This window comes from Pseudarthrobacter sp. KH_020_B (assembly GCF_057840185.1).
Genome location: NZ_CM174506.1, coordinates 2836753 through 2861975 on the forward strand (window position 1 = coordinate 2836753; position 25223 = coordinate 2861975).

A 25223-nucleotide genomic window follows, 5' to 3' on the forward strand; every position below is an offset into this window, starting at 1 on the left:
TGTCGTTTTGGGGCCTCAGAACGACACTTACTGCTACCCAGTTGGGCGGGGCCGGACTCAGCGGCTCTGGATCAGCTCCTCTGCCAGCCGCGCTTCGGTGGCGGGCGTGAGACCTGCTTTGCGGGGGCGGTCCAGGCCGCGGCGGCGCTCGTCCTCCAGTGCGGCCGCCAGCGTTTCCTGCCAGGGCCTGGTCGCCAGCCCGGCAGCCCTGGCGGCGTGGTTGCTGCGGCTGCAGAACCCCTCGTGGCCGGGCGGGAGCCACAGCGGGAGCGAATCCGGCCCGGCCCAGTAGTCGATCCCGCGCTCCAGGAGCCAGTCCTCCGGTGCGCCGAGGACGTCGCCCCGGTACCCGGGCCACTGTTTTGGCCGCCTCGATGTACTCGCCGAAGGGCACCTGGTCCCCCACAGCATTCAGCGGCCCGGTCACCCCACGCTGGGCAGCATCGAGGACCCAGGCCGCGAGGTCCCGCACATCGATGACCTGCGTGGCGTGGCCTTGGATATCCGGGACCACGGCCGGGCCGTTGGCCCTGGCGAACCTTGCGGGCCAGTAGCCGTACCGGTCCGTCCCGTCGCCGGGGCCACCGATCAGGCCGGCGCGGCAGAGGTGCGCCCTGTCCCCCGCGGCGTCCAGGGTTGCCTCTTCAATCGCTGACTTGGATTCGCCATAGTTCTCGGGAGTGGATTCTGTTCCGGCCGGCAAGGGGGCCAGGAGCGCGGCGTCCTCAGCCGCTCCGGGCGTCGAAGTGTCTCCGTAGACGGAGCAGCTGGACACAAACGTCCAGTGCGCGGTCCGTTGGGCCAGGACGGTCAGTGCCTCCTTGGCCGGGACAGGATCACGGGCCACGTCAATGACCGCATCCCAGTCCGCTGCCACCTGTGCGTAGCTGTTCGCGCCGAGTGAACGGTCCGTTTTTACCCACTGGACACCGTCCGGCGGTTCCGACGCCGATCCGCGGGCCAGGCACGTGACCGTATGACCTGCGGAAACGGCCTGCCGGGCGATTTCAGACGAGAGAAAGGCGGTTCCGCCCAGAATGAGGATGCGCATGGGGCCACGCTACGGCGCTAGGGTGGAAAGAGAATAGAGCCTTATGCCGCGGGCGAACCTGTGCATGGGCCGACGTCATCCCCGGCCGCCGCCGGTGACCCCCAAGGAGTTTTCCTCTATGTTCAGCACGATGCCGATTACACCCCCTCCCCTCACCTCGCAGCCCAACGGCGTCAGCATCACGGGCATCGCGATCAGCCTCGGCGTCGGAATCGCCGTGTGGCTGGTGGCTACGTTCGTGATTTCCCGGATCAGCAAGCGTGTGGCTGCAGGCAGCAATTTCTTCAAAAAACCGCATTTCAAGTGGGTGGCCCCGGCACTGCGGGCACTGGACCATGAACGCCGCGTGCAGCGGGCGGAGACCATCGGTTCCCTGCTGAACAGCATCGTGGGCGTACTGGTGGCCGTGATCACCATCATGTACGTGCTGCAGAACCTGGACATCAACATCGCACCGCTGCTGACCAGCGTGGGCATCCTGGGTGTGGCCATCGGTTTCGGCGCGCAGCAGCTGATCCGTGATTTCCTCGCGGGGATCTTCATCACCATCGAGGACCAGTACGGGATCGGCGACGTCATCGAAACCAGCGAAGTAGTGGGTGTGGTCGAGTCCATGGGGCTGCGCATCACCCGGGTCCGCTCGGAGGACGGCGCCATCTGGTACCTCCGCAATGGCGAAATTCTTCGCGTCGGCAACCGTTCGCAGGGCAACTACGTGCCCGTTTCGGATGATGCCCCGGTGGCCGGGCCCGAGACTGCTTTGCATGAGCCTGCCACCGAGGCCAAGAAAACGCCGCAGAAGGCGGGAGAATAGAGCCATGACCACACCCGTCGAGCCGCAGCGGCCACGCCAGCTGATGCAGAACGATCCCTTCAGCCAGCCCGGCTACACGGATAACTTCTACGATGCCGTGGGCGGACACGAGACGTTCGCCAAGCTGATCGATGTCTTTTACGACGGCGTCGCCACCGACGCGCTGTTGCGCCCGATGTACCCGGAGGAGGACCTTGCGCCGGCCAAGCGTCGGTTCCTGATGTTCCTGGAGCAGTACTGGGGCGGGCCTACAACCTACGGCGAGGAGCGCGGGCACCCTCGCCTGCGGATGCGCCACATCCCGTTCCGGGTCACGCCGGAAGCCAAGGACCGCTGGCTGTTCCACATGCGAACGGCGGTCGATTCCCTGGAACTGCCTCCCTTGTACGAGGGAACGCTCTGGGACTACATGGAACGCGCCGCGCTGTCCATGGTGAACAGCCCCTCGGACGCCTGACCGGCCTGACGCCTTAGCGCGTACGACGGCGGCGGGCCGGTCCTAGAGGCCGCTGCCGGTCCGCGCCAGGACGTGGCCGCGCGGACCGCTGAGGCGGAACCAACGGCCCGCCCGGTAGAGCTTCTGGTCCGCGTCTGCGAGGAACCCCAGGGTGAGTGCCGCGAAGGCGGCTCCTGCCGGGAGGCCGGAGTCGTCAAGGGCCCGGCCCCACACGGCGGCGCGTGCGTTGTTGACGATCAGTGCCCCCGGCTGGGCGGGCACAATGCCGGCAACTTCGGTGATGCCGGCTTCGGCCGCGCGCCGGAGGTCGGCATCCGATAACACCCCCACCAGCTCCCAGCCGGTGCGCGGCGCGCCGACGCCCGTCCACGATTCCGTGACGGTGGATGGCGGAACCGGCAGCTCGACGTCGTCCTCCCCTGCCCTGGCAAGCCGGTCAAGCACTGCTGACAGCGGCACCGTCACGTCAATTCCGGAAGGTTCCGCCAGCGCCATCGTGCGCAGGCCCAGGATGGTGGGGGTGGATTCGCCCAGCAGGCGGGGCCGCAGCACGCATACGTAGGCCGCGAGAACGGAGCCTGCGGCCTGAAGCCGGATGGCGCCGTCGTCCACGGCCTTGGCACGGGTGGCGAAGGTGCGCAGATCGGCGAGATCATGCGGATCGGCGAACCGGAAGGACTTAGTAAGTAGGTCAGACACATTAAGAACACTACCGGCTGAAGCTCGGTTGAGCAGCGGCGGGGCGACGTCTAGAGTCAATCCATGACTGAAGCCGAAACCGGACTGCTGGCGCCACCCAACGGCGACCCCACCGAAACGCTCATCCAACTCCTTAACCTCGGTGAGCTTGAAGGCGCCCGGACCGATGAGGACATCTTCCTTGGCCCATCGCAGCAGCAGCCCCGGCAGCGCGTGTTCGGTGGCCAGGTCTTGGCCCAGTCGCTGATCGCTTCCATGAGGACTGTGGACCCGGAACGGTTTGTCCACTCCATGCACGGCTATTTCCTCCGGCCAGGAGACGCCAACAAGCCCATCACGTTCGGTGTCCAGCGCCTGCGCGACGGCAGGTCCTTTTCGGCCAGGCGGGTTCACGCGTACCAGGAAGGCGTGCCCATCCTTTCGATGATCGCGTCCTTCCAGGGCCTGGACGAAGGCCTCGACCACGAGTCCAAGATGCCCGCCGGCATCCCCGATCCTGAGTCGCTGCCCAGCACGGCGGACCTGCTGGGCAAGTTCGACCACCCCATCGCCCAGCATTGGGCTTACGAGCGGCCCTTTGATATCCGGCACGTTGACCCGCCGCTCTACGTTTCGGCCAAAGGCAAGAAGGAAGCCCGGAACGCCGTCTGGATGAAGACGTTCGGGCCCATGCCGGATGATACGAACCTGCACCGGGCCGCACTGGCCTACGCCAGCGACTACACGCTCCTGGAATCCATCCTGCGCCGCCACGGGCTGAGCTGGATCACGCCCGGCATGAGTGTGGCCAGCCTTGACCACGCCATGTGGTGGCACCGTCCCGCCCGCGTGGACGAATGGCTGCTCTACGTCCAGGAATCGCCCAGCGCCCAGGGAGCCCGCGGCCTCGCCACGGGCAAGATCTTCAACCGGGCCGGGCAGCACGTTGCCTCGGTGGCGCAGGAGGGCATGGTCCGGGTTCCCACCGACCTGAAGAACAAAGTAGTTGGCGCCTTCCAGTCCAAGGTCCTGGACCACCAGATCCGCAAGGCCGGGCGGAACTGACAGCAGAAAGGCCGGCACCCCTGGGCGGGGTGCCGGCCTTTTCTTTGCGATCAGTCGCGGGTGAGGCGGCGGTGGGTCACGCGGTGCGGCTTGGCCGCGTCGGGTCCGAGCCGCTCTACCTTGTTCTCCTCGTAGGATTCGAAGTTGCCCTCGAACCAGTACCACTTGGCAGGGTTTCCCTCGTCGCCTTCGTAGGCCAGGATGTGCGTGGCCACCCGGTCCAGGAACCAGCGGTCGTGCGAGACCACTACGGCGCAGCCGGGGAACTCCAGCAGCGCGTTTTCAAGGCTGCTGAGGGTCTCGACGTCGAGGTCGTTGGTGGGTTCGTCAAGGAGCAGCAGGTTTCCGCCCTGCTTGAGGGTCAGCGCAAGGTTAAGGCGGTTGCGCTCACCACCGGAGAGTACCCCGGCTTTCTTCTGCTGGTCCGGACCCTTGAAGCCGAAAGCGGCAACATAGGCGCGGGACGGCATTTCAACCTGGCCCACCTGGATGTAATCGAGGCCGTCGGAAACAACTTCCCACAGGGTCTTGTTCGGGTCGATGCCGCCGCGGCTCTGGTCCGCGTAGGAGATCTTGACCGAATCGCCGATCTTCAGCTCGCCGCCGTCGAGCGGTTCCAGGCCCACGATGGTTTTGAACAGCGTGGACTTGCCCACGCCGTTGGGGCCGATGACGCCGACGATGCCGTTGCGGGGAAGCGTGAAGGACAGTCCGTCGATCAGGGTGCGGTCGTCGAAGCCCTTCTGCAGGTTCTTGGCTTCCAGCACCAGGCCGCCCAGGCGCGGGCCCGGCGGAATCTGGATCTCTTCGAAGTCAAGCTTGCGCGTGCGGTCAGCCTCGGCAGCCATTTCCTCGTAGCGGGCCAGACGGGCCTTGGACTTGGTCTGGCGGCCCTTGGCGTTGGAGCGTACCCACTCGAGTTCCTCGGTGAGGCGCTTGGCCTGCTTGGCGTCCTTCTTGCCCTGGACTTCCAGGCGGGCGCGCTTCTTCTCCAGGTACGTGGAGTAGTTGCCCTCGTAGGGGTACAGGTGGCCGCGGTCAACCTCGGCGATCCATTCCGCGACGTGGTCAAGGAAGTACCGGTCGTGGGTGACGGCCAGAACTGCGCCGGCGTAGCTGGAGAGGTGCTGTTCCAGCCACAGCACGCTCTCGGCGTCCAGGTGGTTGGTGGGCTCGTCGAGAAGCAGGAGGTCGGGCTTCTGCAGCAGGAGCTTGCAGAGGGCCACGCGGCGTCGCTCACCGCCGGAGAGCAGTGTTACGTCGGCGTCCGCGGGCGGGCAGCGGAGGGCGTCCATGGCCTGCTCAAGCTGGGAGTCGAGATCCCAGGCTTCCGCGGCGTCAATGGCTTCCTGCAGCTGACCCATTTCTTCGAGCAGGACGTCGAAGTCAGCGTCGGGGCTGGACATTTCCTCGGAGATCTCGTTGAAGCGCTGGATCTTGCCGTAGATCTCGCCGACACCTTCCTGGACGTTGCCCAGGACGGTCTTTTCCTCGTTCAGTGGCGGTTCCTGCAACAGGATCCCCACGGTGTAGCCGGGGCTGAGCCGGGCCTCACCGTTGGACGGGATGTCCAGTCCGGCCATGATCTTCAGGATGGTGGACTTACCGGCACCGTTCGGGCCAACAACACCGATTTTGGCGCCCGGGAAGAACGACATGCTTACGTTGTCAAGAATGAGTTTTTCGCCAACTGCCTTGCGGGCATTGGTCATTGTGTAGATAAATTCCGCCATGGTTCCAAATCTAGTGGGTTGGCGGGCTTAACTCACATTCGAGGCGTCAGGCAAGCGCTCCTACGAAGCACTTGCCGCTGGCCAGGACCGGCAGAACGGTAACGGTGACGTTGCCGTCGCGGACCTGCCCCACCACGCAGTCGTTGCCCTGCAGCACTGCAGCCTCAATGGCATCGGCTTCCAGCCCGGTAGGCGTCCGGCTCGCCGACACTTCCAGGGCCGCAGGGGAAATCCCTGCGCCGGTCAGGGCATCTGTCACCTGGGCTGTGGCTGGCTTTGGTGTCCCCGCCGCCAGCCTGCCCAGCGCATCCGTTATTGTCTGTTTCATCATCACGATGGCCGGGTCCTCCGCCGGGGACGTGGCGGCCGGCTGGGTGGAGCCCGTAGTGGCCGGCTCCGAGGGTGTGGCCACATCGCCGGAGGTGGCAACAGCCTGCCCGGTTCCTGTTGGGGAGCCGCCGGTGCAGGCTGCTAGGGCGAGAACCATCAGGAGGCTGCCGGCGAGCGCCGCGGGCGCCCGTCCCGCATTTGACCCAAACCGCCAGGAACGGCTGGTCCGGCTGGTGATTGGAGATGCCTGCCGGGTGTCCGTCGCGCGATTCATGCCGCCATTCTGTCACGCGGCCAAGCCTGGGACGGAACGGTCCCGGCGCGGGCGGACTGCCGGCACCGGCTCCGCCCGCGTCCCGTGCGGTGTCCAACGCCAGCACTACTTTCAGACGTTGGCTCCGGCGAGCTCGCCTGTTTCAGTGTCCACCGGGATGTGGTTGCCGTCTGCGTCCTCGTGGAAGACTGCCAACGCTGCGGCGTCGTCGTCCGTGTGCTCCCCGTCGTCCGGGTCGCCGCCGTCGTCGTCAGGATCAACTGGGCCGATGCCGTTGCCCTCCACTGCCGCATCCTGCCCCGCCGCGCCGTTGTCTGAGACGACGTGCAGTCCGGTGTCGCTGGTGCGGATGTAGTTGGCCGAACCGCGCTTGAGGTCGTGCCCCACGGAATCGGCATCGATTTCGGCCGAATGGTAGACCCGGCCGTCTTTCTCCCAGCTGCGGAGCTTGAGCCGGCCCACGACGATGACGCACTGGCCCTTCTTGATGCTGCAGGCCATGTTCCCGGCAAGCTGACGGTAGCCCTGGACGTTGAACCAGTTGGTGTGGGTGTCCACCCAGGTACTGGTGGCGCGGTCAAAGCGCCGCGCCGTCGAACCGAGGCGGAAGGAGGCGGTGCCAACGCCGCCCGGAGTTGTGGAGGTCTTGATATCCGTGGCAACGAAGCCCCGGAACGTTTGGTAGTCACTCATCGTCTTGTCCTGTCTCGAAGGTGGTGCCTTAGCGGCAGAACCAGCTTCGCGTTGACGGCACCGGGCCGCGAGGGACAACTTCGCGTATGTGCATAACCTGCCTGGAACCGGCCTGTTGAGGAGCAGTGCCGGGCGGCCGCCCAGGTGACGCGGCCGCACCCTGGGGCCGTGTAAACTTTTGATGCGCCGGATTTCTGGTTGTGGCGCCACGTGCCCCAGTAGCTCAGGGGATAGAGCAGCGGCCTTCTAATCCGCCGGTCGGGGGTTCGATTCCCTCCTGGGGCACAAGATGATGAGCCGGACATCCTTGACGGATGCGCCGGTCAGCGAAAAACACCCCGGTCAGCAGACCGGGGTGTTCCTCTTTGTGTGGCTGGTGTAAACGTGCCCTTCTTAGGCGTAAGGCAGGACGAGTTCCGCGTAGCGCGCCTTGACGGTCTCCATAACCGCATCGCCGTCAGCGTCCCAGATCTCCTGGTTGAAGATTTCAACCTCGATGTCCCCGGTATACCCGGCATCCCTGACCCAGGTGCCGATGGTGGCGAAGTCAATGACGCCGTCGCCCATAAATCCCCGGGACAGCAGCGGATCGGCCGCAATGGGCATGTTGAAGTCACACACCTGGTACGAGGCGATGCGCCCTTCCCTGCCGGCACGTTCAATCTGTGCCTTCAGTTCCGGATCCCACCAGACGTGGAAGGTATCGACGGCGACGCCCACCGCGTGCGCATCAAACGGGGTTGCAAGATCCAGGGCCTGGCCCAGGGTCGAAATGACGGCGCGGTCCGCTGCGTACATGGGGTGCAGCGGCTCCAGCACCAGCCGGATGCCGTTCTCCGAGGCGAACGGGACAAGATCGGCGAGGCGGTCAGCAACGCGCTGGCGGGCAGCCACCACGTCCTTCTCGCCCGGCGCCAGCCCGCCGACCACCAGGAAGAGTTCCCTGGTGTCCAGCGCAGCCGCTTCGAGGACTGCCGTCCTGTTGTCCGCCAGCGCGGCGGCCTGGCCTTCAGCGTCGGCTGCTGTCAGGAAGCCGCCCCGGCACAGGGAGGAGACCCGGAGGCCGGCGTCCTTGATCAGCTTCGCGGCCTTGTCCAGCCCCGCTTCTTCAACCCGGTCGCGCCACGGGGCGATCGCGGGGATTCCGGCGCGGACACAGCCATCGACCACTTCGGCAAGCGTCAATTTCTTGGTCGTGGCGCTGTTCAGGGAAAGTCGTGAAAAAGGGGACGGTTCTGAATTGGATGTCATACTCCCACTCCGTTGATGCGCAGGTAGTCGGACATCCGGAACGCGGCGAGCGCCGGGTCCTTCAGCAGCCCTGCCTTGTCAGCCAGTTCGAAGGTCTTGGCGAGGTGGCAGACGGAGCGGCCGGAGTGCAGGCCGCCCACCATCTGGAAGCCGGGCTGCTTGCCGTTGAGCCAGGACATAAACGCGATCCCGGTTTTGTAGTAGAACGTGGGGGCGCTGAAGATGTGCTTGCCGAGCTCGCGGGTGGAGTCCAGGATGGCGCGCGCTTCCGCAGCCTTGCCGACGTCGTACTTCTGCAACGCAACCGACGCCGCGGGGTAGATCGCCGCGAAGATGCCCAGCAGGGCGTCCGAGTGGTGATCGCCGTCGCCGTCGATCAGTTCCGGGTAGTTGAAGTCGTCGCCGGTGTAGAGGCGGACGCCTTCGGGAAGGGCAGCGCGCAGGGCAACCTCGTGCGTTGCATCCAGCAGGGATACCTTCACGCCGTCCACCTTGTCCGCGTGCTCGCGGATCAGGGACAGGAACGTCTCTGTCGCGGCAGCAACGTCGTCGCTGCCCCAATAGCCGGCCAGTGCAGGATCGAACATGGTGCCGAGCCAGTGCAGGATGACGGGCTGGTCCACTTCCTGCAGCAGCGTCGAGTAAACGTGCAGGTAGTCGTCCGGACCTGTGGCCACGCGGGCCAGCGCCCGGGAGGCCATCAGGATGATCTTGGGTCCGGCTTCACTGACGACGGCGATCTGCTCGCGGTAGGCATCCAGGACCGCGGCAAGACCTGCCCTGCCGGCGGGCAGGGTTGCGAGGTCCAGCTGGTCCGTGCCGGCGCCGCACGAGACGAGGTCGCGGACAGTCTTGCCGGCGGTTGCGGCATTACGGGCGGAGACCACCGATGCGGCCTCCACACCAGTGCGCTTGATGAGCTGCTGTGTGGCCGCCCAGTCCAGGCCCATGCCGCGCTGGGCCGTGTCCATGGCATCCGCTACACCCAGGCCGTAGGACCAGAGTTCGTGCCGGTATGCCATGGTGGCGTCCCAGTCGAGTCTGGCCGGGGCGCCCGGTGTGTTGTCCGCGAGGACCTCGGGAATGACGTGCGCGGCGGCGTAGGCGCGCCGTGACGTGAGCGGGGCGGTGGGGCGGGCCCACGACACGCCGCCCTGGAGGCGGTACTCGCGGGTACCGCCGTCGTGGGTGGGAAGGATGAGGGAAGTCATCAGAGTGTGATCTCCGGGATGTCGATGGTGCGGCGTTCGTCGTTGGACTGCAGGCCCAACTCGGCGAGCTGGACACCGCGGGCGGCGGACAGCAGGCCGAAGCGGTGCTCGCGGCCGGCGACGACGTCGCGGAGGAATTCTTCCCACTGCAGCTTGAAGCCGTTGTCCAGCTCGGCGTTGGCAGGGACTTCCTGCCACTGGCTGCGGAAGGATTCCGTGACGGGCAGGTCCGGGTTCCAGACGGGCTTCGGCGTGTGGGCGCGCTGCTGCGCGACGCACTTGTTCAAACCGGCTACGGCCGAACCGTGCGTGCCGTCGACCTGGAACTCCACCAGTTCGTCGCGGTAGACGCGGACGGCCCAGGAGGAGTTGATCTGGCCGATGACAGGCTCGCCGCCCGGGGTTTCGAGTTCGAAGATGCCGTAGGAGGCGTCGTCGGCGGTGGCCTTGTATTCCTTGCCGGCCTCGTCCCAGCGGGCCGGGATGTGCGTGGCGGTCTTGGCGTTGACGCTCTTGACCTTGCCGATGATGCCTTCGAGGACGTAGTTCCAGTGGCAGAACATGTCCGTGGTCATGCCGCCCCCGTCCTCCTTGCGGTAGTTCCAGGACGGGCGCTGTGCTGCCTGGACGTCGCCTTCGAAGACCCAGTAGCCGAACTCGCCGCGGATGGACAGGATGCGGCCGAAGAAGCCTTCGTCCACCAGGCGGCGGAGCTTGACCAGGCCGGGGAGGTACAGCTTGTCGTGCACAACGCCGGCGGTGACACCGGCTTCCTTGCCGATGCGGGCCAGCTCGATGGCTTCCTCGAGGGTCTCGGCCGTGGGCTTCTCGGTGAAGATGTGCTTGCCGGCGCGCATGGCCTTCTTCAGGGTGGCGGCGCGGAGGCTGGTCATGGACGCATCGAAGATGACGTCCACCGAGGGATCGTTGATCACGGAATCCAGGTCCGTGGTCCATTCGGCCACCTTGTGGAGCTCTGCCAGCTCACGGATCTTGGCCTCATTGCGGCCTACCAGGATCGGTTCCACCTGGACTTTGGTGCCGTCTTCCAGGGTGAATCCGCCGGCGTCGCGGATGGGAAGGATTGAACGCAGCAGGTGCTGGCGGTAACCCATCCGGCCGGTGATGCCGTTCATGGCGATACGGATCGTCTTTGTTTCGAAGCCCATGTTTCCTCCACGGTGAGTGAGCAGTGTTACTCAAACTGATTGGGAAAGCGCATTCCCAGTGCATCCATCATGCACCGCACCCGTTCAGGTTGGCAAGCGCTTTCCCAAAGTATCCCCAAACTGCCATACTGAAAGCGGCGCTAACGGCGCCGAAAGTCTGTATGAACGGGAGAAGCTGTGGCTGCAAGTACCCTCACCGAGGTGGCGCGGCTGGCGGGCGTTTCGCCGGCCACCGCCTCCCGCGTGCTGAACGGCTCCGCCCGGATACCCGGCAAGGACATTGCCGACCGGGTGCGCCAGGCTGCCGAATCCCTCGGCTACATTCCCAACGCCCAGGCGCAGGGGCTGGCCAAGTCCAGCTCCGGGCTGATCGGGCTGATCGTGCATGACATCGCCGATCCGTACTTTGCGGCCATTGCCCGCGGCGTCCAGGAAGCCGCCAGGGAACAGCACAAGATGGTGCTGCTGGCCACCACCGAGGGCGCTCCGGAGAGTGAAAAGGAGGCCGTGGCAGCATTCGCCGCGCGCCGCGCCGATTCGATAGTGATCGCAGGATCACGGACATCCCGCACCGAGGACATGGAAGGCAATACCGAGCTCGCTGCGGAACTTGACCGCTACTGCCGCAACGGCGGCCACGTGGGTGTGATCGGCCACGGGATTGTGGGCGCCACGGCGGCAGACGGCTACCACGTGGTGAGTGTGCCCAATGAGGAACTGGCCGCCCAGCTTGCAACTGAGCTGGCCGAGTCGCCGGAAGAAGACTTCGTCATCATCGCCGGCCCGGCAGGGCTGTTCACGTCCGACGACCGGATCCGTGGGTTCCAGCGCGGCCTTGCCGGCGCCGGCCTGCCTGCCGCGGACATCATCCGCACGGACTTCACCCGTGCCGGCGGCTTCGAAGCAGGACTCGCCCTGGCTGCACGGATCACAGGGTCCCGAACGGGGGGCGAGACAAAAAGGCTCTGCATCTTTGCTGTGAACGATGTTATGGCCATCGGTGCCGCGGCCGCGCTGCGCGCGCAGGGACTGCGGATCCCGCGTGACGCCGCCGTTGCCGGATTCGACGATATTGAGACCCTGCGCGATTTCCGTCCCGCTCTCTCCACGGTGCACCTTCCCCTCGAGGAGATCGGACGGCAGGCCGCCAGCAGCGCAGCCGGCCTGTCCGCCGACGATGCCGGATCATCGCCGATAACCGGCCAGGTCATACTGCGGCGCAGCACTGAAGTGGCGCAGGCGAGCGGCGCCGGGTCGGTGGCCTGACCAATATGACGGACGGGCCCGCCGCTGGCCTGACGACGGCCGCGGCGCAGTGGGACGGCGTGGAGCAGTTGTTCGGCCGCCCCGGTGAGCCGTCCCGCTGCTGGTGCCGGTTCTTCGCCCTCACCGGTCCGGAGTACTCCGCGCTGGAACCGGGCGCCCGCAAAGCACAGTTAAAGGAAAAGTTCGACGGCGGCTCCCCCGCCCCCGGCGTCCTCGCCTTCGTCGACGGTCAGCCGGTGGGCTGGTGTGCCGTGGAGCCACGGACCTGTTATCCACGCGTGCTTCGCTCCCGTGTGCTCCGGCTGGCCGAGGAATCAGGGCTGCCCGACTCCGAAACTGCATCACCGAATGCGTCCGGCGGAGTGTGGTCAGTGACCTGCTTTGTGGTCGCGGCCGGCCACCGCCGGAGCGGCGTGGCCGACGCCCTGCTGCGTGCCGCCGTCGAGCATGCCCGGCTCAATGGTGCAGACGTTGTGGAAGGCTACCCGGTGGACCGCGAGCAGCGGCCCAAAGCGGGACCCGCAGATCTTTACCACGGCACGCTGAACCTCTTCCTGCGCGCCGGGTTCACCGTGGTCAGCAGTGCCGTCCCGGGGCGGGCCGTGGTGCGCCTGAGCCTGACCGGACCTAAGGGAGCGTAAGGATCACCGGGCCGTCCGCGGTGATGGCCACCGTGTGTTCGCTGTGGGCAGCCCGGCGGCCGTTGGCGGAGCGCAGCGTCCATTCGTCGTCGTCGTGGTAGTAGTCGTCCTTGCGGCCCAGGATCAGCATGGGCTCGATGGCGATGACCAGCCCCTCGGTGAGCTTGATCCCCCGTCCCGGCCTGCCGTCGTTGGGTACAGGCGGTTCGGCGTGCATGGTGCGGCCGATCCCGTGGCCGCCGTGGTCAGCCAGCAGGCCGTACCCCGCCCGGCGCGCGGCGCCGCCGATCGCGTAGGCAAGATCGCCCATTTTGTTGCCGATCCGGGCTGCCTCGATCCCTCGGGCCAAGGCGGCATCCGTGGCTTCAATGAGCGCCTGGTCCACAGGATCGGGTGTTCCCACGATGAAGCTGATGGCCGCATCGCCGCACCAGCCGTCCAGGAATGCCCCGCAATCCACGCTGAGGAGGTCACCATCCTGGAGTTTGTAGCCGTCGGGGATCCCGTGGACCACGGCGTCATTGACACTGGTACAGATCACCCCGGGAAACGGAACTGAGGCCCAGCGCGGGTGGTAGTCCAGGAAGGCCGGCGTGGCTCCTGCCGCGGCAATCGTCTCGGCGGCCAGCGCATCGAGCTCCCGCAGGGTGACACCCACTCCGGCCGCCTCACGCACCGCCGCCAGCGTATTGGCCACCACCCGCCCGGCTTCGCGCATGAGGGCAATCTGCTCGGGAGTCTTGATCATGGACATGCAGGGAACCTCCGACGTCGGGTGGCACAGTCCAACGGAACGTGCAGTTTGTCTGCTTCCACTCTAGGGCCGTCCTGCTGAAGAGGCCCGGCCCAGCATTCACGCCGGCGGCGGCTCGCTACAGTTGCACCATGGACGGATTATCGCCGCATAAGGCATCGCCGGACAAGGAATCCTTGGACCCTGAGGCCACGGCCACGGAGGCGCCGAACCGCGAGCTGCTTAACACCGAGCTGCTGGACGCCATCCGCGCGGCGCTGCGCGAACATGCGGACTCGGCGCGGGCCGCCGGAGCGCAGGCGTATATGAAGTCCACCCTGCCGTCACTGGGCGTCAGGGTCCCGGAAGTCAGGCGGCTGGCGCTGGCCGCTGCCGCCGCCCATCCCTTTACGTCGGCGGGCCAGTTGCGGGCCACCGTGCTTGAATTCTGGCGCGGCTCCACGGTGCGCGAGGAACGCTATGCGGCCATTGACCTGACGAGCCTCCGGCTGGTGGCCCGTGACCAGCTGATGCTCCCTATCCATGAGGAGATCATCCGCACCGGCGCGTGGTGGGATCTCGTGGATGGAGTGTCGCCTCGGATCGGCGGGCTTCTCCGGGCCCACCGGCCCATGATGACCGAACTGCTGCTGGCCTGGAGCACAGACCAGGACTTCTGGATCAGGCGTTCGGCCATCACCTCGCAGTTGAAGGCCAAGGCCCACACGGATCAGGACCTGTTGCGGGCCGTGATCGAGCCGAACGTGGCGGACCCGGAGTTTTTCATCCGTAAGGCCATTGGCTGGGCCCTTCGGGAATACGCCAAGACGGACCCGGATTGGGTACGCAGCTTTGTGGCGGAAAAGGGGTCCCAGTTGAGTCCGCTGTCCAGAAAGGAAGCCGTGCGCCATCTGGAGGGCACGACGGCGGGAAGCACCGGCGCCGGATAACCGCACCTGCGGAGACTAGATCACCGGGCGTTCGGTCACCGGCTCGGCCGACTTCCGGAAAAGCCGCTTAGTGCCCGGATCCATGAAGATCAGGTACATGGCGAAAAGCAGGCCGGTGATCGCTGCCGCGAAGCGGGCCAGGACCAGGGCAAGTCCCAGGTCCTCGGTCTGGAGGTAGGGAAACACTTCCAGCTGGTCGGAAATGGCGTAGATCATAAAGAACGACACGATGAAGTACAGGGCTTTGACCTGCCAGTCATTGCGGACGCCTGTCACCGCGAACAGCGGGATGAGCCACACCACATACCAGGACTGGATCATCGGCGCCAGCACCACAATGGCCGCAAAGCCCAAGGTGAGGCGGCGAATCAGGCGGTTATGCTCACCCTTGAAAATCTGGAAGGCGACGATGCCTACGGCAAGTAGCTTGCCGGCGTCGAACACCCAGTCTGCGAGCGTCCACCCGTCGAGGCCGAAGGCGTTCGAAACGGAAGCGATCACCAGCCCCACCAGGCCCACCGGGGCGTACCAGATGAAGAGGCTGCCAGGGGCGGACAGCCCGTTGATCCAGCCGAAGCCGAACCCGTTGACCAGGCTCAGGCCGTACAGAATGGCCAGGCTCAGCCCTCCAGTCATTCCCCAGAACAGGAATTTCCGTGGCCAGCCGGCGTTCTTGCCTGCCCAGAGCAGGCCGATGAACGGCAGGAAAACGATGGTGATGGGCTTGACGGCGATGGAAAGCGTGACGAGGACAATACCCAGCACCACGCGCCTGGTGGCCGCGTAGTACAGCCCGGCAAGGGCCAGCCCGATCATGAGGGCATCGTTGTGGACACTCGCGATGAAGTTGGTGAGGAACAGGGGGTTGGCCGCGGTGAGCCAGAGGGCGCGGTGCGGATTGACGCCATGAAGCTCGGCCAGCTTGGGCACATAGATGACGCAGAGGACCACACCAAACAGCGCAACGAGCCTGAAAAGCATCACGCTGGCCTCGGGCTGGACGTTGGTGGACCAGACCACAAACTGCTCGATCCACAGGAACAATTGGCCGTACGGCACGGGAGCTTCGGTCCATTGTTTGTCGGCGCCAAGCTGGAAGTAGTTGGACAGCGCCGAGATGCCGTTCTCGTAGGGGTTGAACCCCTCCACCATCAGCCTGCCCTGGCCGATGTAGGCATACACGTCGCGGCTGAAGAGCGGGACGGTGAACATCAACGGCAGGCCCCACGCCGCGATGGCCTGCAGCGTTGCCTTTCGCGCCGCCGGCCCCCACACGCGGACCCGCTGGCCGAGCCTCAGCCAGGAGCGGACCAGGAGCATGCCGCCCACCGCAACCAGCACGATGGCCAAGGCAACGCCGATGGCCTCGGTGCGCATCCAGATGAAGATGGGTACCCGGCGGAGTTCGGAAACGGGGGCCAGCCAGCCGACGCCGAGGGAGCCGATCACCATAAGGACCGAGCCGACAAGACCGGCAAGGATGGGGGACCTGGCGTTATCCACTTCTGCCGCAGCAGGCTCCGGGATCACGCTGGCGGCCATCTCCCCCGTTGCAGGCACAGGCGCCGTCATCTCAGGATCGTCCAATCTCTTTACACTCGGCGCTTCAGCCCCGCGGGCGGCAGTGGCCGCCCGGGCCGCGCAGGCACAGCGGCAAAGTCCTCGCCCCCATGTACCCGAAATCCTAGCATCGGACGGTTGCCGGGAAGCTAAACGGTAGGCTGGTCCGGTGCCTATATCTAACGAACGCATCGTCTGGATCGACTGCGAAATGACCGGCCTGGACATCAAGAACGACGCCCTGATCGAGGTGGCGGCGCTGGTGACGGACTCAGAGCTCAACATTCTCGGCGACGGTGTGGACGTGGTGATCAAGCCCGAGGATGCTGCCCTCGCCCAGATGAACGACTTCGTGCGGGACATGCACACCCGTTCCGGGCTGCTCAAGGAACTGCCTCACGGCAAGACCATGGCCGAGGCCCAAGCCGCCGTCATGGAATACATCGAAAAGTGGGTGCCGGATCCGCGCAAGGCACCGTTGGGCGGCAACTCCGTGGGAACCGACCGCGTCTTCCTCTCCCGCGACATGCCGGCCGTTGTGGAACACCTGCATTACCGCGTGATCGACGTGAGCACCATCAAGGAACTCTCCCGCCGCTGGTTCGCCCGGGCTTACTTCCAGTCCCCCGCAAAGAAGGGCGGCCACCGCGCCCTGGGGGACATCCAGGATTCCATCGACGAACTCCGCTACTACCGCGAGGCGGTTTTTGTTCCGGCTCCGGGGCCTGACAGCGTCACGGCTCGGGAAATCGCCCAGCGCATCTCTGCCACACCCGGTACGCCCGCCGCCCCGGCAGAGTAATCTGCGCCACGTTTGGTAGAAATTTTCGCAAAAACCCCAAAAGTGGCACAAGCGCCCGCAAACAGCAGGTAAGCTATTTGAGTTGCCTTTCCAGAGGACCGGGTTACCGGATCATCTGCGGGGCACATGGTGGGCTTAGCTCAGTTGGCAGAGCGCCTGGTTGTGGTCCAGGAGGTCGCGGGTTCAACCCCCGTAGCTCACCCTCATAGGGCGGCAGTAGCAGCCGTTCGTTTGGAGGCCGTACCGGATATCCGGTGCGGCCTTTCCTTTTGCACAAAATGCCGGTGCCACACCGCACGCACGAAGGGTCACTTGCCATGACAGTTCTGCCAATCACCGTCTGGGGAGAACCGGTGCTGCACCGCCGCGCCGCAGAGGTGGAGGTGTTCGACGACGAGTTGCGCACGCTGATCGCGAACATGTTTGAAACCAACGACGCCGCCAACGGTGTGGGCCTGGCCGCCCCGCAGGTTGGTGTTGGCAAGAGAATCTTCGTGTACAAGTACGCCAATGACGACGGCGCTCCCGCCACCGGAGTCCTGGTTAACCCGGTCCTGACCCTGTCCAAAATCTCTGGCGCCCTGCCGGACCCCGAGGAAGAGGAAGAGGGATGCCTCTCGTTCCCCGGTGGCGCGTACCCGCTCAAGCGTGCGGAGTGGGCGCGGGTGGAAGGATTTGACGGTTACGGGCAGCCAGTTGAATTCGAAGCGACCGGATGGTTCGCACGGGTGATCCAGCACGAATACGACCACCTGGACGGAAAACTCTACGTCAACCGGCTGATGGACCGCTACGCGCGGAAGGCCATGAAACTGGCCAAGAAGAGCGGCTGGGGTGTGCCCGGGCTGACCTGGATGCCCGGCGTGGATCCGGACCCGTTCGGCCACTGAGCCAGCGCATTACCGGGTGGTAATGGTTGGCTGATCCGGGCAGGAGTCCAGGACGCGCTTCATCGCGTCCTTCTCCGGCTGCGTGACCCACAGCCCATATGACGCCTTCACCGAGATCTGGCGGGCAACATAATGGCAGCGGATATTCTTGTTCTTCGGCAGCCAGGTGGCCGCGTCGCTTGCACTCTTCTGCTGATTTGCGGGACCGTCCGCGGCGATGAGGTTTATCGGATCGTTGGCCAGACTATGGCGCTGCTGCGGGGTCAGCCCCTGTGCGCCTTTCTGCCACGCGTCACTGAGCGCCACAACGTGATCGATCTGGATTTCCTTGCTGCTTTCCGGACCACGCCGGAACTCCATGGCTTTCCCCGTGTACGGCTCCTGGATAGCCCCTGACGCAACCCTGCATTTGGACCCCTCCGTGAAGCCCACAGCGGTGAGGTCCCTGCGGAGGATGTCATTGCGGGTGTCGCAGCCGTTCCGGTCCACGTCCAGCCAGGCCTGCCCGAAGGCCTCCCGCTGATAGTTGTCCGTCGGAGCCCGTCCCTTGACGGGCAGCACCTCGAGGGCGGCCACGGCACTCCCCCGCGGTACAGCGTGCACCGGGATCACGGGCTTCATCCAGGTCCCGTCGAAAACAGGCGCCTCGCTGGGTCCTGCGATTGCCGGTTCTGCCGCCGCGAACTGGCCAGTGGTGAAAAACCACCCCACAAAGCCCACTACGGACAGGGCCAGCACCGCCAGGAGAGCCCAAGCCAGCCTGGAACGGCGGCGGGCACGGCGGTAGGCACGCCAGCTGACGGTCATGGGCAACCAGCTCTTCCGGAAATGTAATGCACCAGAAGAGCCTAGGCCACCCCACTGACACCGAAACGGTTATCCACAATGGGGAGGAAGAGTGGCCCGGGTAGGCCGCCTATTACTAAGGGCCGCCTACTGCTCCCGGGCTACGCGGCGCAGGTCCTCCTCCGCAACCTGGAGGAGCCCTTCGAGCTGCCGCACTCGGTCGTCACCAACGTCGCCGGACGCCCGGGACGCGCGTGCCTGCTCCAGGAGCCGGATGGCTTCTTTGTGGTTGGCCTTGGCGACGTCGAGGGCGTGTTCAAGGGTGGTCTCGTGGAGAGTTTCGTTATCCATGCCACCAGTGTGGCCCCGATTCCCGGCTGATTCCAGCGAATCAGCCGGGAATGTCGGGCAGCCAGCCGGCAGTCGGCCCTAGACGGCGATTGCGGCCAAGGCAACAGCGGCTTCCTTGGCAGGGAAGGACGGCGGGTTGACCCCGGCCATCTCTTCCATGACGCGGACTACCTGGCAGCTGTAGCCGAACTCGTTGTCGTACCAGACGTAGAGGATGACGTTCTTATCATTGGAGATCGTGGCGAGACCGTCCACGATGCCGGCACGGCGCGAGCCGACGAAGTCCGTGGAAACAACCTCGGGTGAATCGATGTAATCAATCTGCTTGCGCAGGTCCGAATGCAGGGACATCTGGCGCAGATAATCGTTCACCTCATCCTTGGTGGTGCCGTTTTCCAGGCTCAGGTTCAGGATCGCCAGGGACACGTCCGGAGTGGGGACGCGGATGGAGCTGCCGGAAAGCTTGCCCTGAAGTTCGGGCAGGGCCTTCGCCACAGCGGTGGCCGCTCCGGTTTCGGTGATGACCATGTTCAGCGCGGCGGAGCGGCCCCGGCGGTCGCCCTTGTGGAAGTTGTCGATCAGGTTCTGGTCGTTGGTGAAGGAGTGGACCGTCTCCACGTGGCCGTGGATCACACCGAACTTGTCGTTGATGGCCTTCAGGACCGGCGTGATGGCGTTCGTGGTGCAGGAGGCCGCGGACACAATCTGGTCCGAGTCCAGGATGGTGCCGTGGTTGATGCCGTGCACGATGTTCTTGAGTTCGCCCTTGCCCGGTGCGGTGAGGAGAACACGGGCAACGCCCTTGCTCTGCAGGTGCTGCGACAGGCCTTCAGCGTCGCGCCAGCGGCCGGTGTTGTCCACAACGAGCGCATCCTTGATGCCGTAGGCGGTGTAGTCGATCGTGGCGGGGTTGTCCGAGTAGATGACCTGGACCTGGACACCGTTCGCGGTGATGGTGTTGGCTTCCTCGTCCACGCGGATGGTGCCTTCAAAGGAGCCGTGGACCGAGTCGCGGCGCAGGAGGCTGGCACGCTTGGTGAGGTCCTTGTCCGAGCCGCGGCGCACCACGATGGCGCGCAGGCGCAGGCCGTGGCCGCCGCCTGCCTTTTCGATCAGGAGGCGCGCCAGCAGGCGGCCGATCCGGCCGAAGCCGTACAGTACAACGTCGGTGCTGGTGCGGTCATCGCCGCCGCGCTTGCCCACAATCTCGGCAAGCTCGGCGCGGAGGAACTCTTCCAGGGTGGCGCCGTCGCCTTCGGCCTTGAACTTCTCTGCCAGGCGGGCTACGTCGATGGCTGCCGCACCCAGCTCCAGCTGAGCCAGGATGTTCAGCAGCGGTGCGGTCTCTTCGAGCAGGAGCTCGGTGTTGCTCATACGGCGGGCGAAACGGTGCGCCTTCAGGATGTTCATGGTGGACTTGTTGATCAGGCTGCGGCCGTGAATGCTGGTCACCACGTTGTTTTCGCGGTACAGCCGGCCAATCACCGGAATCATGGCCTCGGCGAGAGCCTCCCGGCCCATCCACGTATCAAGACAAGAATCTGACGTCTGGCTCACAGAACTACCTTCCTCGGTTCAGCCGCATACGTCCTCGTATGCGGTTGGCGGCCACCTGATGTTGTCCAGGGGCTCTGGCACCGGCAGGATGCGGTCCATCCCGGGTGCCGTGGAGAAGCGTAAAGAAAAGCCACCGGCTGCGAACGCAGACCCGGCGGCAGAACTTCTACGTTCGCTCTCTATTCTAGGCTGGAGCAGCCGCGCGGACCGCCGCCGCCAGCGTGAAATCACTCACATGCGGCGCGGGTCCGGGCCCGGTGGTGGTGCTGGATGGGTTGACCGATACGCCGGGTTCTGTGCTCCCGCGCCGTTACCAGCGCGGGAGTAGCGGCCATCCATCTACGGACGCCGTTGCCGACGCCCTCCAGCGGCCTACCCGGACACTCGGGCGGGCAGCCCTCAAACGTGTCCTGTCTGGCCTTGCTCCGGGTGGGGTTTACCTAGCCTTCCCGGTCACCCGGGAAGCTGGTGGTCTCTTACACCACCGTTTCACCCTTACCTGCTTCGTGCCGCTTTCAAAACGGCGCGACGCAGGCGGTCTGTTCTCTGTGGCACTGGCCTGCGGGTTACCCCGAGTGGGCGTTACCCACCACCCTGCCCTGCGGAGCCCGGACGTTCCTCGAGCCACTTGCGTGACGCGCGGCCGCCTGGTCAACCCATCCGCAGCCCAGTCTACCGCCGGAAGGAGGCCACGCCGTCGCCGGTAGGATCGTACGGTGCTGATTCTGCTTCCCCCCTCCGAAGGCAAGACCCCCGCAGTCCGCGGGTCCGCCGTCGACTGGCCGTCGCTGAGCTTTCCCGAACTCAACACCTACCGGGCCAAGGTCCTGGAGGCACTGGGGACGGTCAGCGCACACGAGGATGCCCTCGCGCTGCTGGGCGTCGGCGCATCGCTGCAGGACGACGTCGAACGCAACACCCGGCTCCACGCCGAACCGGCGGCCCCTGCGCACCAGATCTATTCGGGCGTTCTGTACGACGCCCTCGGCTACAAAACCCTGACGCCGGCGCAGCGCCGGAAGGCCGATGTGTCGGTGCTGGTGATCTCGGCACTGTGGGGTGCCATCCGCTTCGCCGACAGCGTGCCCGCCTACCGGCTGTCGATGGCAACGGCACTGCCCGACGTCGGCCGCCTCGCCTCGTTCTGGAAGCCGCAGCTTTCGGAGGCCCTCGCCGAGTCGGTGTCCGGGCAGCTGCTCGTGGACTGCCGCTCCAGCACGTATGCCGCGGCGTGGGCACCGCCGCCGGCTCAGACGGTGGCTGTCAACGTTTTCACGGAGGTGAACGGGGTGCGCAAGGTGGTCAGTCACTTCGCCAAGCACACCCGAGGAGAGCTGGCGCGGCACCTGCTGGCCCGCCGCGGCCACGCCCCGCAGACCCCGTCGCAGCTGCTGAAGGCCACGCGCGAAAAATGGGACGCGGAGCTGGTTGATGGTTCAGCCCGGAAGCCGCATGCCCTGAACATCATCCTGCCCAACTGACTCGCATTTAACGTCGTCATTCGCGATTTTCACGACGTTATCTGCTAGTTACTTGGGCTGCTAGGCAGTTGGGGCGGGCGCGTTCCACTCGGCGGAGCGCACCAGGATGGCGCCGGAGTCCGGGCAGAACACAATGTCGTCTTCGGCGGCGGCCTTGATTTCTGCGAGGTCTCCGGGGCTCAACTTCATGCCGGAGGCTTCAGAGGTTCCGTGGAACAACCGGGCGGCGCCCACTCCCCGCTTTGCCAGCGTCTTTTCGTAAATAGCCAGCATCCCGGCGTCGAGTCCTGCAGCGAATTCGGCGCGCTTGCCGCTGACAACGGTCGCTTCAGCGGCCACTTCGGCCAGGGCCTCATCGAGTTCGGCCCGGATGCCGCCGAAAGAGCCTTGGACGTTGTCCACGATGAGTTGCTGGGCAGCCTGCCGCTCGCGGAGCGAATCCAGGCGTTCCAGGACTTCCAGCTCCACGTCTTCAAGGTCGGAGCGGCGTTTATTGAGGGAGGCGATGTCCTTCTGCAGCGCCACGAGGTCCTTTGACAGCCCCGTTCCGCTGTTGAGCCGGGCTTCGTCGCGTTCGATGCGGGAGGCAACCTGTTCGACGTCGGCTTCGGAGCGCTTCAGCTCGGCTTCGGCGTCATGCACGGCCATCTTTGCGGAGCCGAGTTCACCGTTGGCGACGGACAGGGCAGATTGCAGGTCCTCGATCCGTGGATCGGTTTCCAGGGCGCGGCGGCGGTTGGACAGGGACCTGAGCTTTGCGTCCAGCCCCTGCAGTTCGAGCAACTTCAACTGTTCCGTCGGTGCTGCCTTGGCCACTATTTACCTCCGCTAAATCCAATCCGGCCGAAGCCGGGCACCGTATCGGCGCTGTTTAGACTCTAGCGCCTAGCGTGCTCCCCTGGCTTAGCCCGGAGTCAGAATGAAGTCCCACGGATCGCTGTTGGTGGTGCTTACCTGGATCTCGACGTCGTGGCCCTGGTCGGCGAGCACATTGCCCAGTGCCGACGCCGCGGCGGGCAGCCACAGCCATTCGCTGGCGAAGTGCGAAACGTCGATCAGGTAGGGGCGTCCGTTCACTGCCTCTTCGCGGGCTTCGGACGCCGGATGGTGACGCAGGTCGGCAGTGACGTACACGTCGGCATTGTTGGCGCGCACCTCGTTGAACAGCGAATCCCCTGCGCCGCCGCACACCGCAATGCGCCGCACCAGCCCGTCCTTGTCCCCGGACACGCGGACGCCCCCGGCCACGGACGGCAGGATGCCGAACACCCGGGCAGCGAAATCGCCCAGGCTCATCACGTCAGCCAGATCACCGACGCGTCCGATTCCTTCCTCGGGCAGGCCGTTCGCGGCAACAGTCAGCGGGACGACGCCTTCGAGTCCCAGCGCATCAGCCAGGACATCGGAAACGCCCCCGACGGCGGAATCACCGTTGGTGTGGACGGTCAGGAGGGCGGTGCCAGACTCGATGAGCCGGTGGATGGCCTGACCTTTGGCTGTGGTGGCCGCCACCGACGTGACGCCTTTGAGGAGCAGCGGGTGGTGGGTAATCAGGAGCTCGGCACCCCATTCCACGGCTTCCTCGATCACCGTAAGAGTCGGATCAACGGCGAACATCACCCTGGTAACGGGCGCTGACGGGTGGCCGGCTACCAGCCCAACTTCGTCCCAGTTTTCGGCCAGCGACTCGGGCCACAGTTCCTCTACCGCCAGCAGCACCTGGCCCAGCGTGGGCGCAGCCGGACCAGCCGCTGCAGCGTCCTCCCTGGTAAGGGTGCCGTCGTCGTGCTTTTCCGCATCTGTAACGCCGGTGTCTGCAGATTCCATAGTCTCAGTTTTACCCCATCGGGCCGATTGCCCCGCATGTTTCAAAGTCTCGTAGGGTGGTCAGGGAATCATCCGGCGCGCTCAACCATTGAAGAGGTCATGAAAACTTTTGTTCTTGGCGGGGGCTGCTTCTGGTGCCTTGACGCTGTTTACCAAAAAACCAAGGGCGTCACGTCGGTGATTTCCGGGTACACGGGCGGCCATGACCCCCAGCCGGACTACTACTCCGTCTGCGGCGGAACCACGGGCCACGCTGAAGTGGTGGCGGTCACTTTCGACGAGTCCGTCATCCCGGCCGAGGTCATCCTTGACATGTTCTTCGTGCTGCACGATCCCACCACGCTCAACCGCCAGGGCTACGACGTGGGCACGCAATACCGCTCGTCCATGTTCTATGAGACCACCGAGGAGAAGATTCTCTTCGAGGAAGCCATTGACCGGAACCAGGCGCTGTGGTCGCACCCGATCGTGACCGAGGTCAGCCGGCTGCCACGGTTCCATGTTGCGGAGGACTTGCACCAGGACTTCTACGCCAAGTATCCCGAGCAGGGTTACTGCCAGGTGATCATCAATCCCAAGCTCGCCAAGGCCAGGAAATATTACTCTGCATGGCTTAATGCTTAGCAGCGGCCGCTCAGCCATCGTTAGGCTGACCTCAGCATTCACTCTTGAGAGATAGGCATATCTACATGGCACGGATCTATGACGATGTAACGCAGTTGGTCGGCGGCACTCCGCTGGTCCGCCTGAACCGGCTCACCGAGGGCCTGGGCGCCACTGTGGCCGTCAAGCTTGAGTTCTACAACCCGGCCAACAGCGTCAAGGACCGCATCGGCGTGGCCATCGTTGACGCCGCCGAGAAGTCCGGCGCCCTCAAGCCCGGCGGCACCATCGTTGAAGGCACCTCCGGCAACACCGGCATCGCCCTGGCCATGGTGGGCGCGGCCCGCGGTTACAAGGTCATCCTGACCATGCCCGAGACCATGTCCACCGAACGCCGCGTTATGCTGCGGGCCTTCGGTGCCGAGATCGTCCTGACCCCGGGTTCCGAGGGCATGCGCGGCGCCGTGGAGAAGGCCCAGGAAATCGTGGCCAACACGGAGAACTCCATCTGGGCCCAGCAGTTCGCCAACGAGGCCAACCCTGAGATCCACCGCACCACCACCGCCGAGGAAATCTGGTCCGACACCGACGGCAAGGTGGACATCTTCGTCGCCGGCATCGGCACCGGCGGAACCGTCACCGGCGTCGGCCAGGTCCTGAAGGAACGCAATCCTGAGATCCAGATTGTGGCCATCGAACCGAAGGACTCCGCCATCCTGAACGGCGGCGCTCCCGGGCCGCACAAGATCCAGGGCATCGGTGCGAACTTCATCCCGGAAATCCTGGACACCAACGTCTACGACGAAGTCCTGGACGCCACCCTGGAGGATTCCGTCCGCGTCGCCCGTGAACTCGGCGTCAAGGAAGGCATCCTCGGCGGCATCTCCTCCGGCGCCATCGTCTGGGGTGCCCTGGAACTGGCCAAGCGTCCGGAGAACGCCGGCAAACTGATCGTGGCGGTTGTCTGCGACTTCGGTGAGCGTTACATCTCCACCGTGCTCTATGACGACATCCGCGGCTGATCAGTCCGTTGTCGCCCCGTTTCCTGTA

25 protein-coding genes, 2 tRNA genes, 1 other RNA gene and 1 pseudogene are annotated in these 25223 nt (G+C 65.2%); 13 read left to right on the top strand and 16 right to left on the bottom strand.

The features are described from left to right. Positions 1-57 precede the first annotated feature (57 nt). A pseudogene (locus AC3IT0_RS13020) lies at positions 58-1051 on the bottom strand (NAD-dependent epimerase/dehydratase family protein). 130 nt (positions 1052-1181) lie between these two features. Here AC3IT0_RS13020 and AC3IT0_RS13025 point away from each other — a divergent pair. Beyond that, positions 1182-1865 carry a mechanosensitive ion channel family protein gene (locus AC3IT0_RS13025; RefSeq protein WP_489320206.1) on the top strand — a complete coding sequence of 228 codons (684 nt, stop codon included), beginning with the start codon at positions 1182-1184 and terminating at the stop codon, positions 1863-1865. A 4-nt stretch (positions 1866-1869) separates the two neighbouring features. Continuing rightward, complete coding sequence (locus tag AC3IT0_RS13030) at positions 1870-2322, top strand: globin (RefSeq protein WP_489320207.1); 453 nt, start codon at positions 1870-1872, stop codon at positions 2320-2322. A 42-nt stretch (positions 2323-2364) separates the two neighbouring features. Here the strand turns inward: AC3IT0_RS13030 and AC3IT0_RS13035 are convergent, their stop codons facing one another. Continuing rightward, positions 2365-3021 (bottom strand): DUF8185 domain-containing protein, encoded by a 657-nt coding sequence (locus AC3IT0_RS13035; protein WP_489320208.1) that lies wholly within the window; start codon positions 3019-3021, stop codon positions 2365-2367. A gap of 63 nt (positions 3022-3084) precedes the next feature. On the opposite strand from AC3IT0_RS13035, the gene AC3IT0_RS13040 reads away from it, so the two are divergent. Continuing rightward, on the top strand, positions 3085-4065 hold the full coding sequence (locus tag AC3IT0_RS13040; protein WP_489320209.1) for an acyl-CoA thioesterase: 981 nt from the start codon (positions 3085-3087) through the stop codon (positions 4063-4065). Positions 4066-4115: 50 nt separating this feature from the next. Here AC3IT0_RS13040 and ettA read toward each other — a convergent pair whose 3' ends face one another. The 3 genes from ettA to AC3IT0_RS13055 form a co-directional block, all read right to left on the bottom strand. Then, positions 4116-5798: an energy-dependent translational throttle protein EttA gene (ettA, locus tag AC3IT0_RS13045; RefSeq protein WP_489320210.1), complete on the bottom strand. Its 1683-nt coding sequence runs from the start codon at positions 5796-5798 to the stop codon at positions 4116-4118. 46 nt (positions 5799-5844) lie between these two features. Then, on the bottom strand, positions 5845-6402 hold the full coding sequence (locus AC3IT0_RS13050; RefSeq protein WP_489320211.1) for a DUF6993 domain-containing protein: 558 nt from the start codon (positions 6400-6402) through the stop codon (positions 5845-5847). Positions 6403-6513: 111 nt separating this feature from the next. Continuing rightward, on the bottom strand, positions 6514-7095 hold the full coding sequence (locus AC3IT0_RS13055) for a single-stranded DNA-binding protein (RefSeq protein WP_489320212.1): 582 nt from the start codon (positions 7093-7095) through the stop codon (positions 6514-6516). Between the two features lie 212 nt (positions 7096-7307). Between AC3IT0_RS13055 and AC3IT0_RS13060 the strand changes: the two genes are divergently transcribed. Beyond that, a tRNA-Arg gene (locus tag AC3IT0_RS13060) sits at positions 7308-7380 on the top strand. 108 nt (positions 7381-7488) lie between these two features. Here AC3IT0_RS13060 and AC3IT0_RS13065 read toward each other — a convergent pair. Genes AC3IT0_RS13065 through AC3IT0_RS13075 form a run of 3 tightly spaced genes read right to left on the bottom strand, consistent with a single transcriptional unit; the run spans position 7489 to position 10726 of the window. Further along, the gene (locus tag AC3IT0_RS13065) at positions 7489-8346 is read right to left on the bottom strand and encodes a sugar phosphate isomerase/epimerase family protein (protein WP_489320213.1); all 858 of its coding nucleotides are present in this window, start codon (positions 8344-8346) and stop codon (positions 7489-7491) included. Continuing rightward, a complete protein-coding gene (locus tag AC3IT0_RS13070; RefSeq protein ID WP_489320214.1) occupies positions 8343-9557 on the bottom strand; it encodes a dihydrodipicolinate synthase family protein in 1215 nt (404 codons plus the stop codon). Before AC3IT0_RS13070 ends, AC3IT0_RS13065 begins: the two co-directional genes overlap by 4 nt. Beyond that, positions 9557-10726, bottom strand: coding sequence for a Gfo/Idh/MocA family protein (locus AC3IT0_RS13075; RefSeq protein ID WP_489320215.1), 1170 nt, complete (start codon positions 10724-10726; stop codon positions 9557-9559). The genes AC3IT0_RS13070 and AC3IT0_RS13075 overlap by 1 nt, the downstream gene beginning before the upstream one ends. A gap of 177 nt (positions 10727-10903) precedes the next feature. Here AC3IT0_RS13075 and AC3IT0_RS13080 point away from each other — a divergent pair, with 177 nt between their 5' ends. Together AC3IT0_RS13080 and AC3IT0_RS13085 are read left to right on the top strand one after the other, a co-directional pair. After that, complete coding sequence (locus AC3IT0_RS13080; protein WP_489320216.1) at positions 10904-11992, top strand: LacI family DNA-binding transcriptional regulator; 1089 nt, start codon at positions 10904-10906, stop codon at positions 11990-11992. A gap of 5 nt (positions 11993-11997) precedes the next feature. Beyond that, on the top strand, positions 11998-12633 hold the full coding sequence (locus AC3IT0_RS13085) for a GNAT family N-acetyltransferase (protein WP_489320217.1): 636 nt from the start codon (positions 11998-12000) through the stop codon (positions 12631-12633). Here AC3IT0_RS13085 and map read toward each other — a convergent pair. Beyond that, positions 12620-13387 (bottom strand): type I methionyl aminopeptidase, encoded by a 768-nt coding sequence (map, locus tag AC3IT0_RS13090; RefSeq protein WP_489320218.1) that lies wholly within the window; start codon positions 13385-13387, stop codon positions 12620-12622. The genes AC3IT0_RS13085 and map overlap by 14 nt on opposite strands. A gap of 218 nt (positions 13388-13605) precedes the next feature. Here map and AC3IT0_RS13095 point away from each other — a divergent pair, with 218 nt between their 5' ends. Continuing rightward, the gene (locus tag AC3IT0_RS13095) at positions 13606-14316 is read left to right on the top strand and encodes a DNA alkylation repair protein (protein ID WP_489323790.1); all 711 of its coding nucleotides are present in this window, start codon (positions 13606-13608) and stop codon (positions 14314-14316) included. A gap of 15 nt (positions 14317-14331) precedes the next feature. On the opposite strand, the gene mptB is transcribed toward AC3IT0_RS13095, so the two are convergent. Next, a complete protein-coding gene (gene mptB / locus AC3IT0_RS13100; RefSeq protein WP_489320219.1) occupies positions 14332-15888 on the bottom strand; it encodes a polyprenol phosphomannose-dependent alpha 1,6 mannosyltransferase MptB in 1557 nt (518 codons plus the stop codon). 199 nt (positions 15889-16087) lie between these two features. Between mptB and orn the strand changes: the two genes are divergently transcribed. The 3 genes from orn to def all read left to right on the top strand — a co-directional run bounded on the left by orn (position 16088) and on the right by def (position 17568). Beyond that, entirely contained in the window at positions 16088-16678 is a 591-nt protein-coding gene (gene orn, locus AC3IT0_RS13105) for an oligoribonuclease (protein ID WP_489323791.1), read from the top strand. 129 nt (positions 16679-16807) lie between these two features. Then, positions 16808-16880, top strand: a tRNA-His gene (locus AC3IT0_RS13110). 115 nt (positions 16881-16995) lie between these two features. After that, a complete protein-coding gene (gene def / locus AC3IT0_RS13115; protein WP_489320220.1) occupies positions 16996-17568 on the top strand; it encodes a peptide deformylase in 573 nt (190 codons plus the stop codon). A gap of 9 nt (positions 17569-17577) precedes the next feature. Here the strand turns inward: def and AC3IT0_RS13120 are convergent, their stop codons facing one another. The 4 genes from AC3IT0_RS13120 to rnpB all read right to left on the bottom strand — a co-directional run bounded on the left by AC3IT0_RS13120 (position 17578) and on the right by rnpB (position 20921). Then, complete coding sequence (locus tag AC3IT0_RS13120) at positions 17578-18375, bottom strand: HNH endonuclease family protein (protein WP_489320221.1); 798 nt, start codon at positions 18373-18375, stop codon at positions 17578-17580. A 126-nt stretch (positions 18376-18501) separates the two neighbouring features. Then, positions 18502-18705, bottom strand: coding sequence for a hypothetical protein (locus AC3IT0_RS13125; protein ID WP_056340655.1), 204 nt, complete (start codon positions 18703-18705; stop codon positions 18502-18504). A 78-nt stretch (positions 18706-18783) separates the two neighbouring features. Continuing rightward, positions 18784-20226, bottom strand: a complete 1443-nt coding sequence (locus AC3IT0_RS13130) for a glyceraldehyde-3-phosphate dehydrogenase (RefSeq protein ID WP_489323792.1) — start codon at positions 20224-20226, stop codon at positions 18784-18786. 303 nt (positions 20227-20529) lie between these two features. After that, an RNA gene (rnpB, locus tag AC3IT0_RS13135) (RNase P RNA component class A) lies at positions 20530-20921 on the bottom strand. Between the two features lie 57 nt (positions 20922-20978). On the opposite strand from rnpB, the gene AC3IT0_RS13140 reads away from it, so the two are divergent. Beyond that, on the top strand, positions 20979-21743 hold the full coding sequence (locus AC3IT0_RS13140) for a YaaA family protein (RefSeq protein ID WP_489320222.1): 765 nt from the start codon (positions 20979-20981) through the stop codon (positions 21741-21743). Positions 21744-21803: 60 nt separating this feature from the next. On the opposite strand, the gene AC3IT0_RS13145 is transcribed toward AC3IT0_RS13140, so the two are convergent. Both AC3IT0_RS13145 and AC3IT0_RS13150 read right to left on the bottom strand, forming a co-directional pair. Then, the gene (locus AC3IT0_RS13145) at positions 21804-22559 is read right to left on the bottom strand and encodes a zinc ribbon domain-containing protein (RefSeq protein ID WP_489320223.1); all 756 of its coding nucleotides are present in this window, start codon (positions 22557-22559) and stop codon (positions 21804-21806) included. Between the two features lie 87 nt (positions 22560-22646). Then, on the bottom strand, positions 22647-23570 hold the full coding sequence (locus tag AC3IT0_RS13150; RefSeq protein WP_489320224.1) for a Nif3-like dinuclear metal center hexameric protein: 924 nt from the start codon (positions 23568-23570) through the stop codon (positions 22647-22649). Positions 23571-23669: 99 nt separating this feature from the next. Between AC3IT0_RS13150 and msrA the strand changes: the two genes are divergently transcribed. Continuing rightward, positions 23670-24194 (top strand): peptide-methionine (S)-S-oxide reductase MsrA, encoded by a 525-nt coding sequence (gene msrA, locus AC3IT0_RS13155; RefSeq protein WP_489320225.1) that lies wholly within the window; start codon positions 23670-23672, stop codon positions 24192-24194. A 65-nt stretch (positions 24195-24259) separates the two neighbouring features. After that, positions 24260-25195 (top strand): cysteine synthase A, encoded by a 936-nt coding sequence (gene cysK, locus AC3IT0_RS13160; protein WP_489320226.1) that lies wholly within the window; start codon positions 24260-24262, stop codon positions 25193-25195. Positions 25196-25223 lie beyond the last annotated feature (28 nt).

Excerpts from the sequence above, each read along its gene's own strand:
- AC3IT0_RS13025 (WP_489320206.1), top strand. The coding sequence starts at position 1,182 with ATGCCGATTACACCCCCTCCCCTCACCTCGCAGCCCAACGGCGTCAGC.
- AC3IT0_RS13030 (WP_489320207.1), top strand. The coding sequence starts at position 1,870 with ATGACCACACCCGTCGAGCCGCAGCGGCCACGCCAGCTGATGCAGAAC.
- AC3IT0_RS13040 (WP_489320209.1), top strand. The coding sequence starts at position 3,085 with ATGACTGAAGCCGAAACCGGACTGCTGGCGCCACCCAACGGCGACCCC.
- ettA (WP_489320210.1), bottom strand. The coding sequence starts at position 5,798 with ATGGCGGAATTTATCTACACAATGACCAATGCCCGCAAGGCAGTTGGC.
- AC3IT0_RS13050 (WP_489320211.1), bottom strand. The coding sequence starts at position 6,402 with ATGAATCGCGCGACGGACACCCGGCAGGCATCTCCAATCACCAGCCGG.
- AC3IT0_RS13055 (WP_489320212.1), bottom strand. The coding sequence starts at position 7,095 with ATGAGTGACTACCAAACGTTCCGGGGCTTCGTTGCCACGGATATCAAG.
- AC3IT0_RS13065 (WP_489320213.1), bottom strand. The coding sequence starts at position 8,346 with ATGACATCCAATTCAGAACCGTCCCCTTTTTCACGACTTTCCCTGAAC.
- AC3IT0_RS13070 (WP_489320214.1), bottom strand. The coding sequence starts at position 9,557 with ATGACTTCCCTCATCCTTCCCACCCACGACGGCGGTACCCGCGAGTAC.
- AC3IT0_RS13075 (WP_489320215.1), bottom strand. The coding sequence starts at position 10,726 with ATGGGCTTCGAAACAAAGACGATCCGTATCGCCATGAACGGCATCACC.
- AC3IT0_RS13085 (WP_489320217.1), top strand. The coding sequence starts at position 11,998 with ATGACGGACGGGCCCGCCGCTGGCCTGACGACGGCCGCGGCGCAGTGG.
- map (WP_489320218.1), bottom strand. The coding sequence starts at position 13,387 with ATGTCCATGATCAAGACTCCCGAGCAGATTGCCCTCATGCGCGAAGCC.
- mptB (WP_489320219.1), bottom strand. The coding sequence starts at position 15,888 with ATGACGGCGCCTGTGCCTGCAACGGGGGAGATGGCCGCCAGCGTGATC.
- orn (WP_489323791.1), top strand. The coding sequence starts at position 16,088 with ATGACCGGCCTGGACATCAAGAACGACGCCCTGATCGAGGTGGCGGCG.
- def (WP_489320220.1), top strand. The coding sequence starts at position 16,996 with ATGACAGTTCTGCCAATCACCGTCTGGGGAGAACCGGTGCTGCACCGC.
- AC3IT0_RS13120 (WP_489320221.1), bottom strand. The coding sequence starts at position 18,375 with ATGACCGTCAGCTGGCGTGCCTACCGCCGTGCCCGCCGCCGTTCCAGG.
- AC3IT0_RS13125 (WP_056340655.1), bottom strand. The coding sequence starts at position 18,705 with ATGGATAACGAAACTCTCCACGAGACCACCCTTGAACACGCCCTCGAC.
- AC3IT0_RS13130 (WP_489323792.1), bottom strand. The coding sequence starts at position 20,226 with ATGGGCCGGGAGGCTCTCGCCGAGGCCATGATTCCGGTGATTGGCCGG.
- AC3IT0_RS13150 (WP_489320224.1), bottom strand. The coding sequence starts at position 23,570 with ATGGAATCTGCAGACACCGGCGTTACAGATGCGGAAAAGCACGACGAC.
- msrA (WP_489320225.1), top strand. The coding sequence starts at position 23,670 with ATGAAAACTTTTGTTCTTGGCGGGGGCTGCTTCTGGTGCCTTGACGCT.
- cysK (WP_489320226.1), top strand. The coding sequence starts at position 24,260 with ATGGCACGGATCTATGACGATGTAACGCAGTTGGTCGGCGGCACTCCG.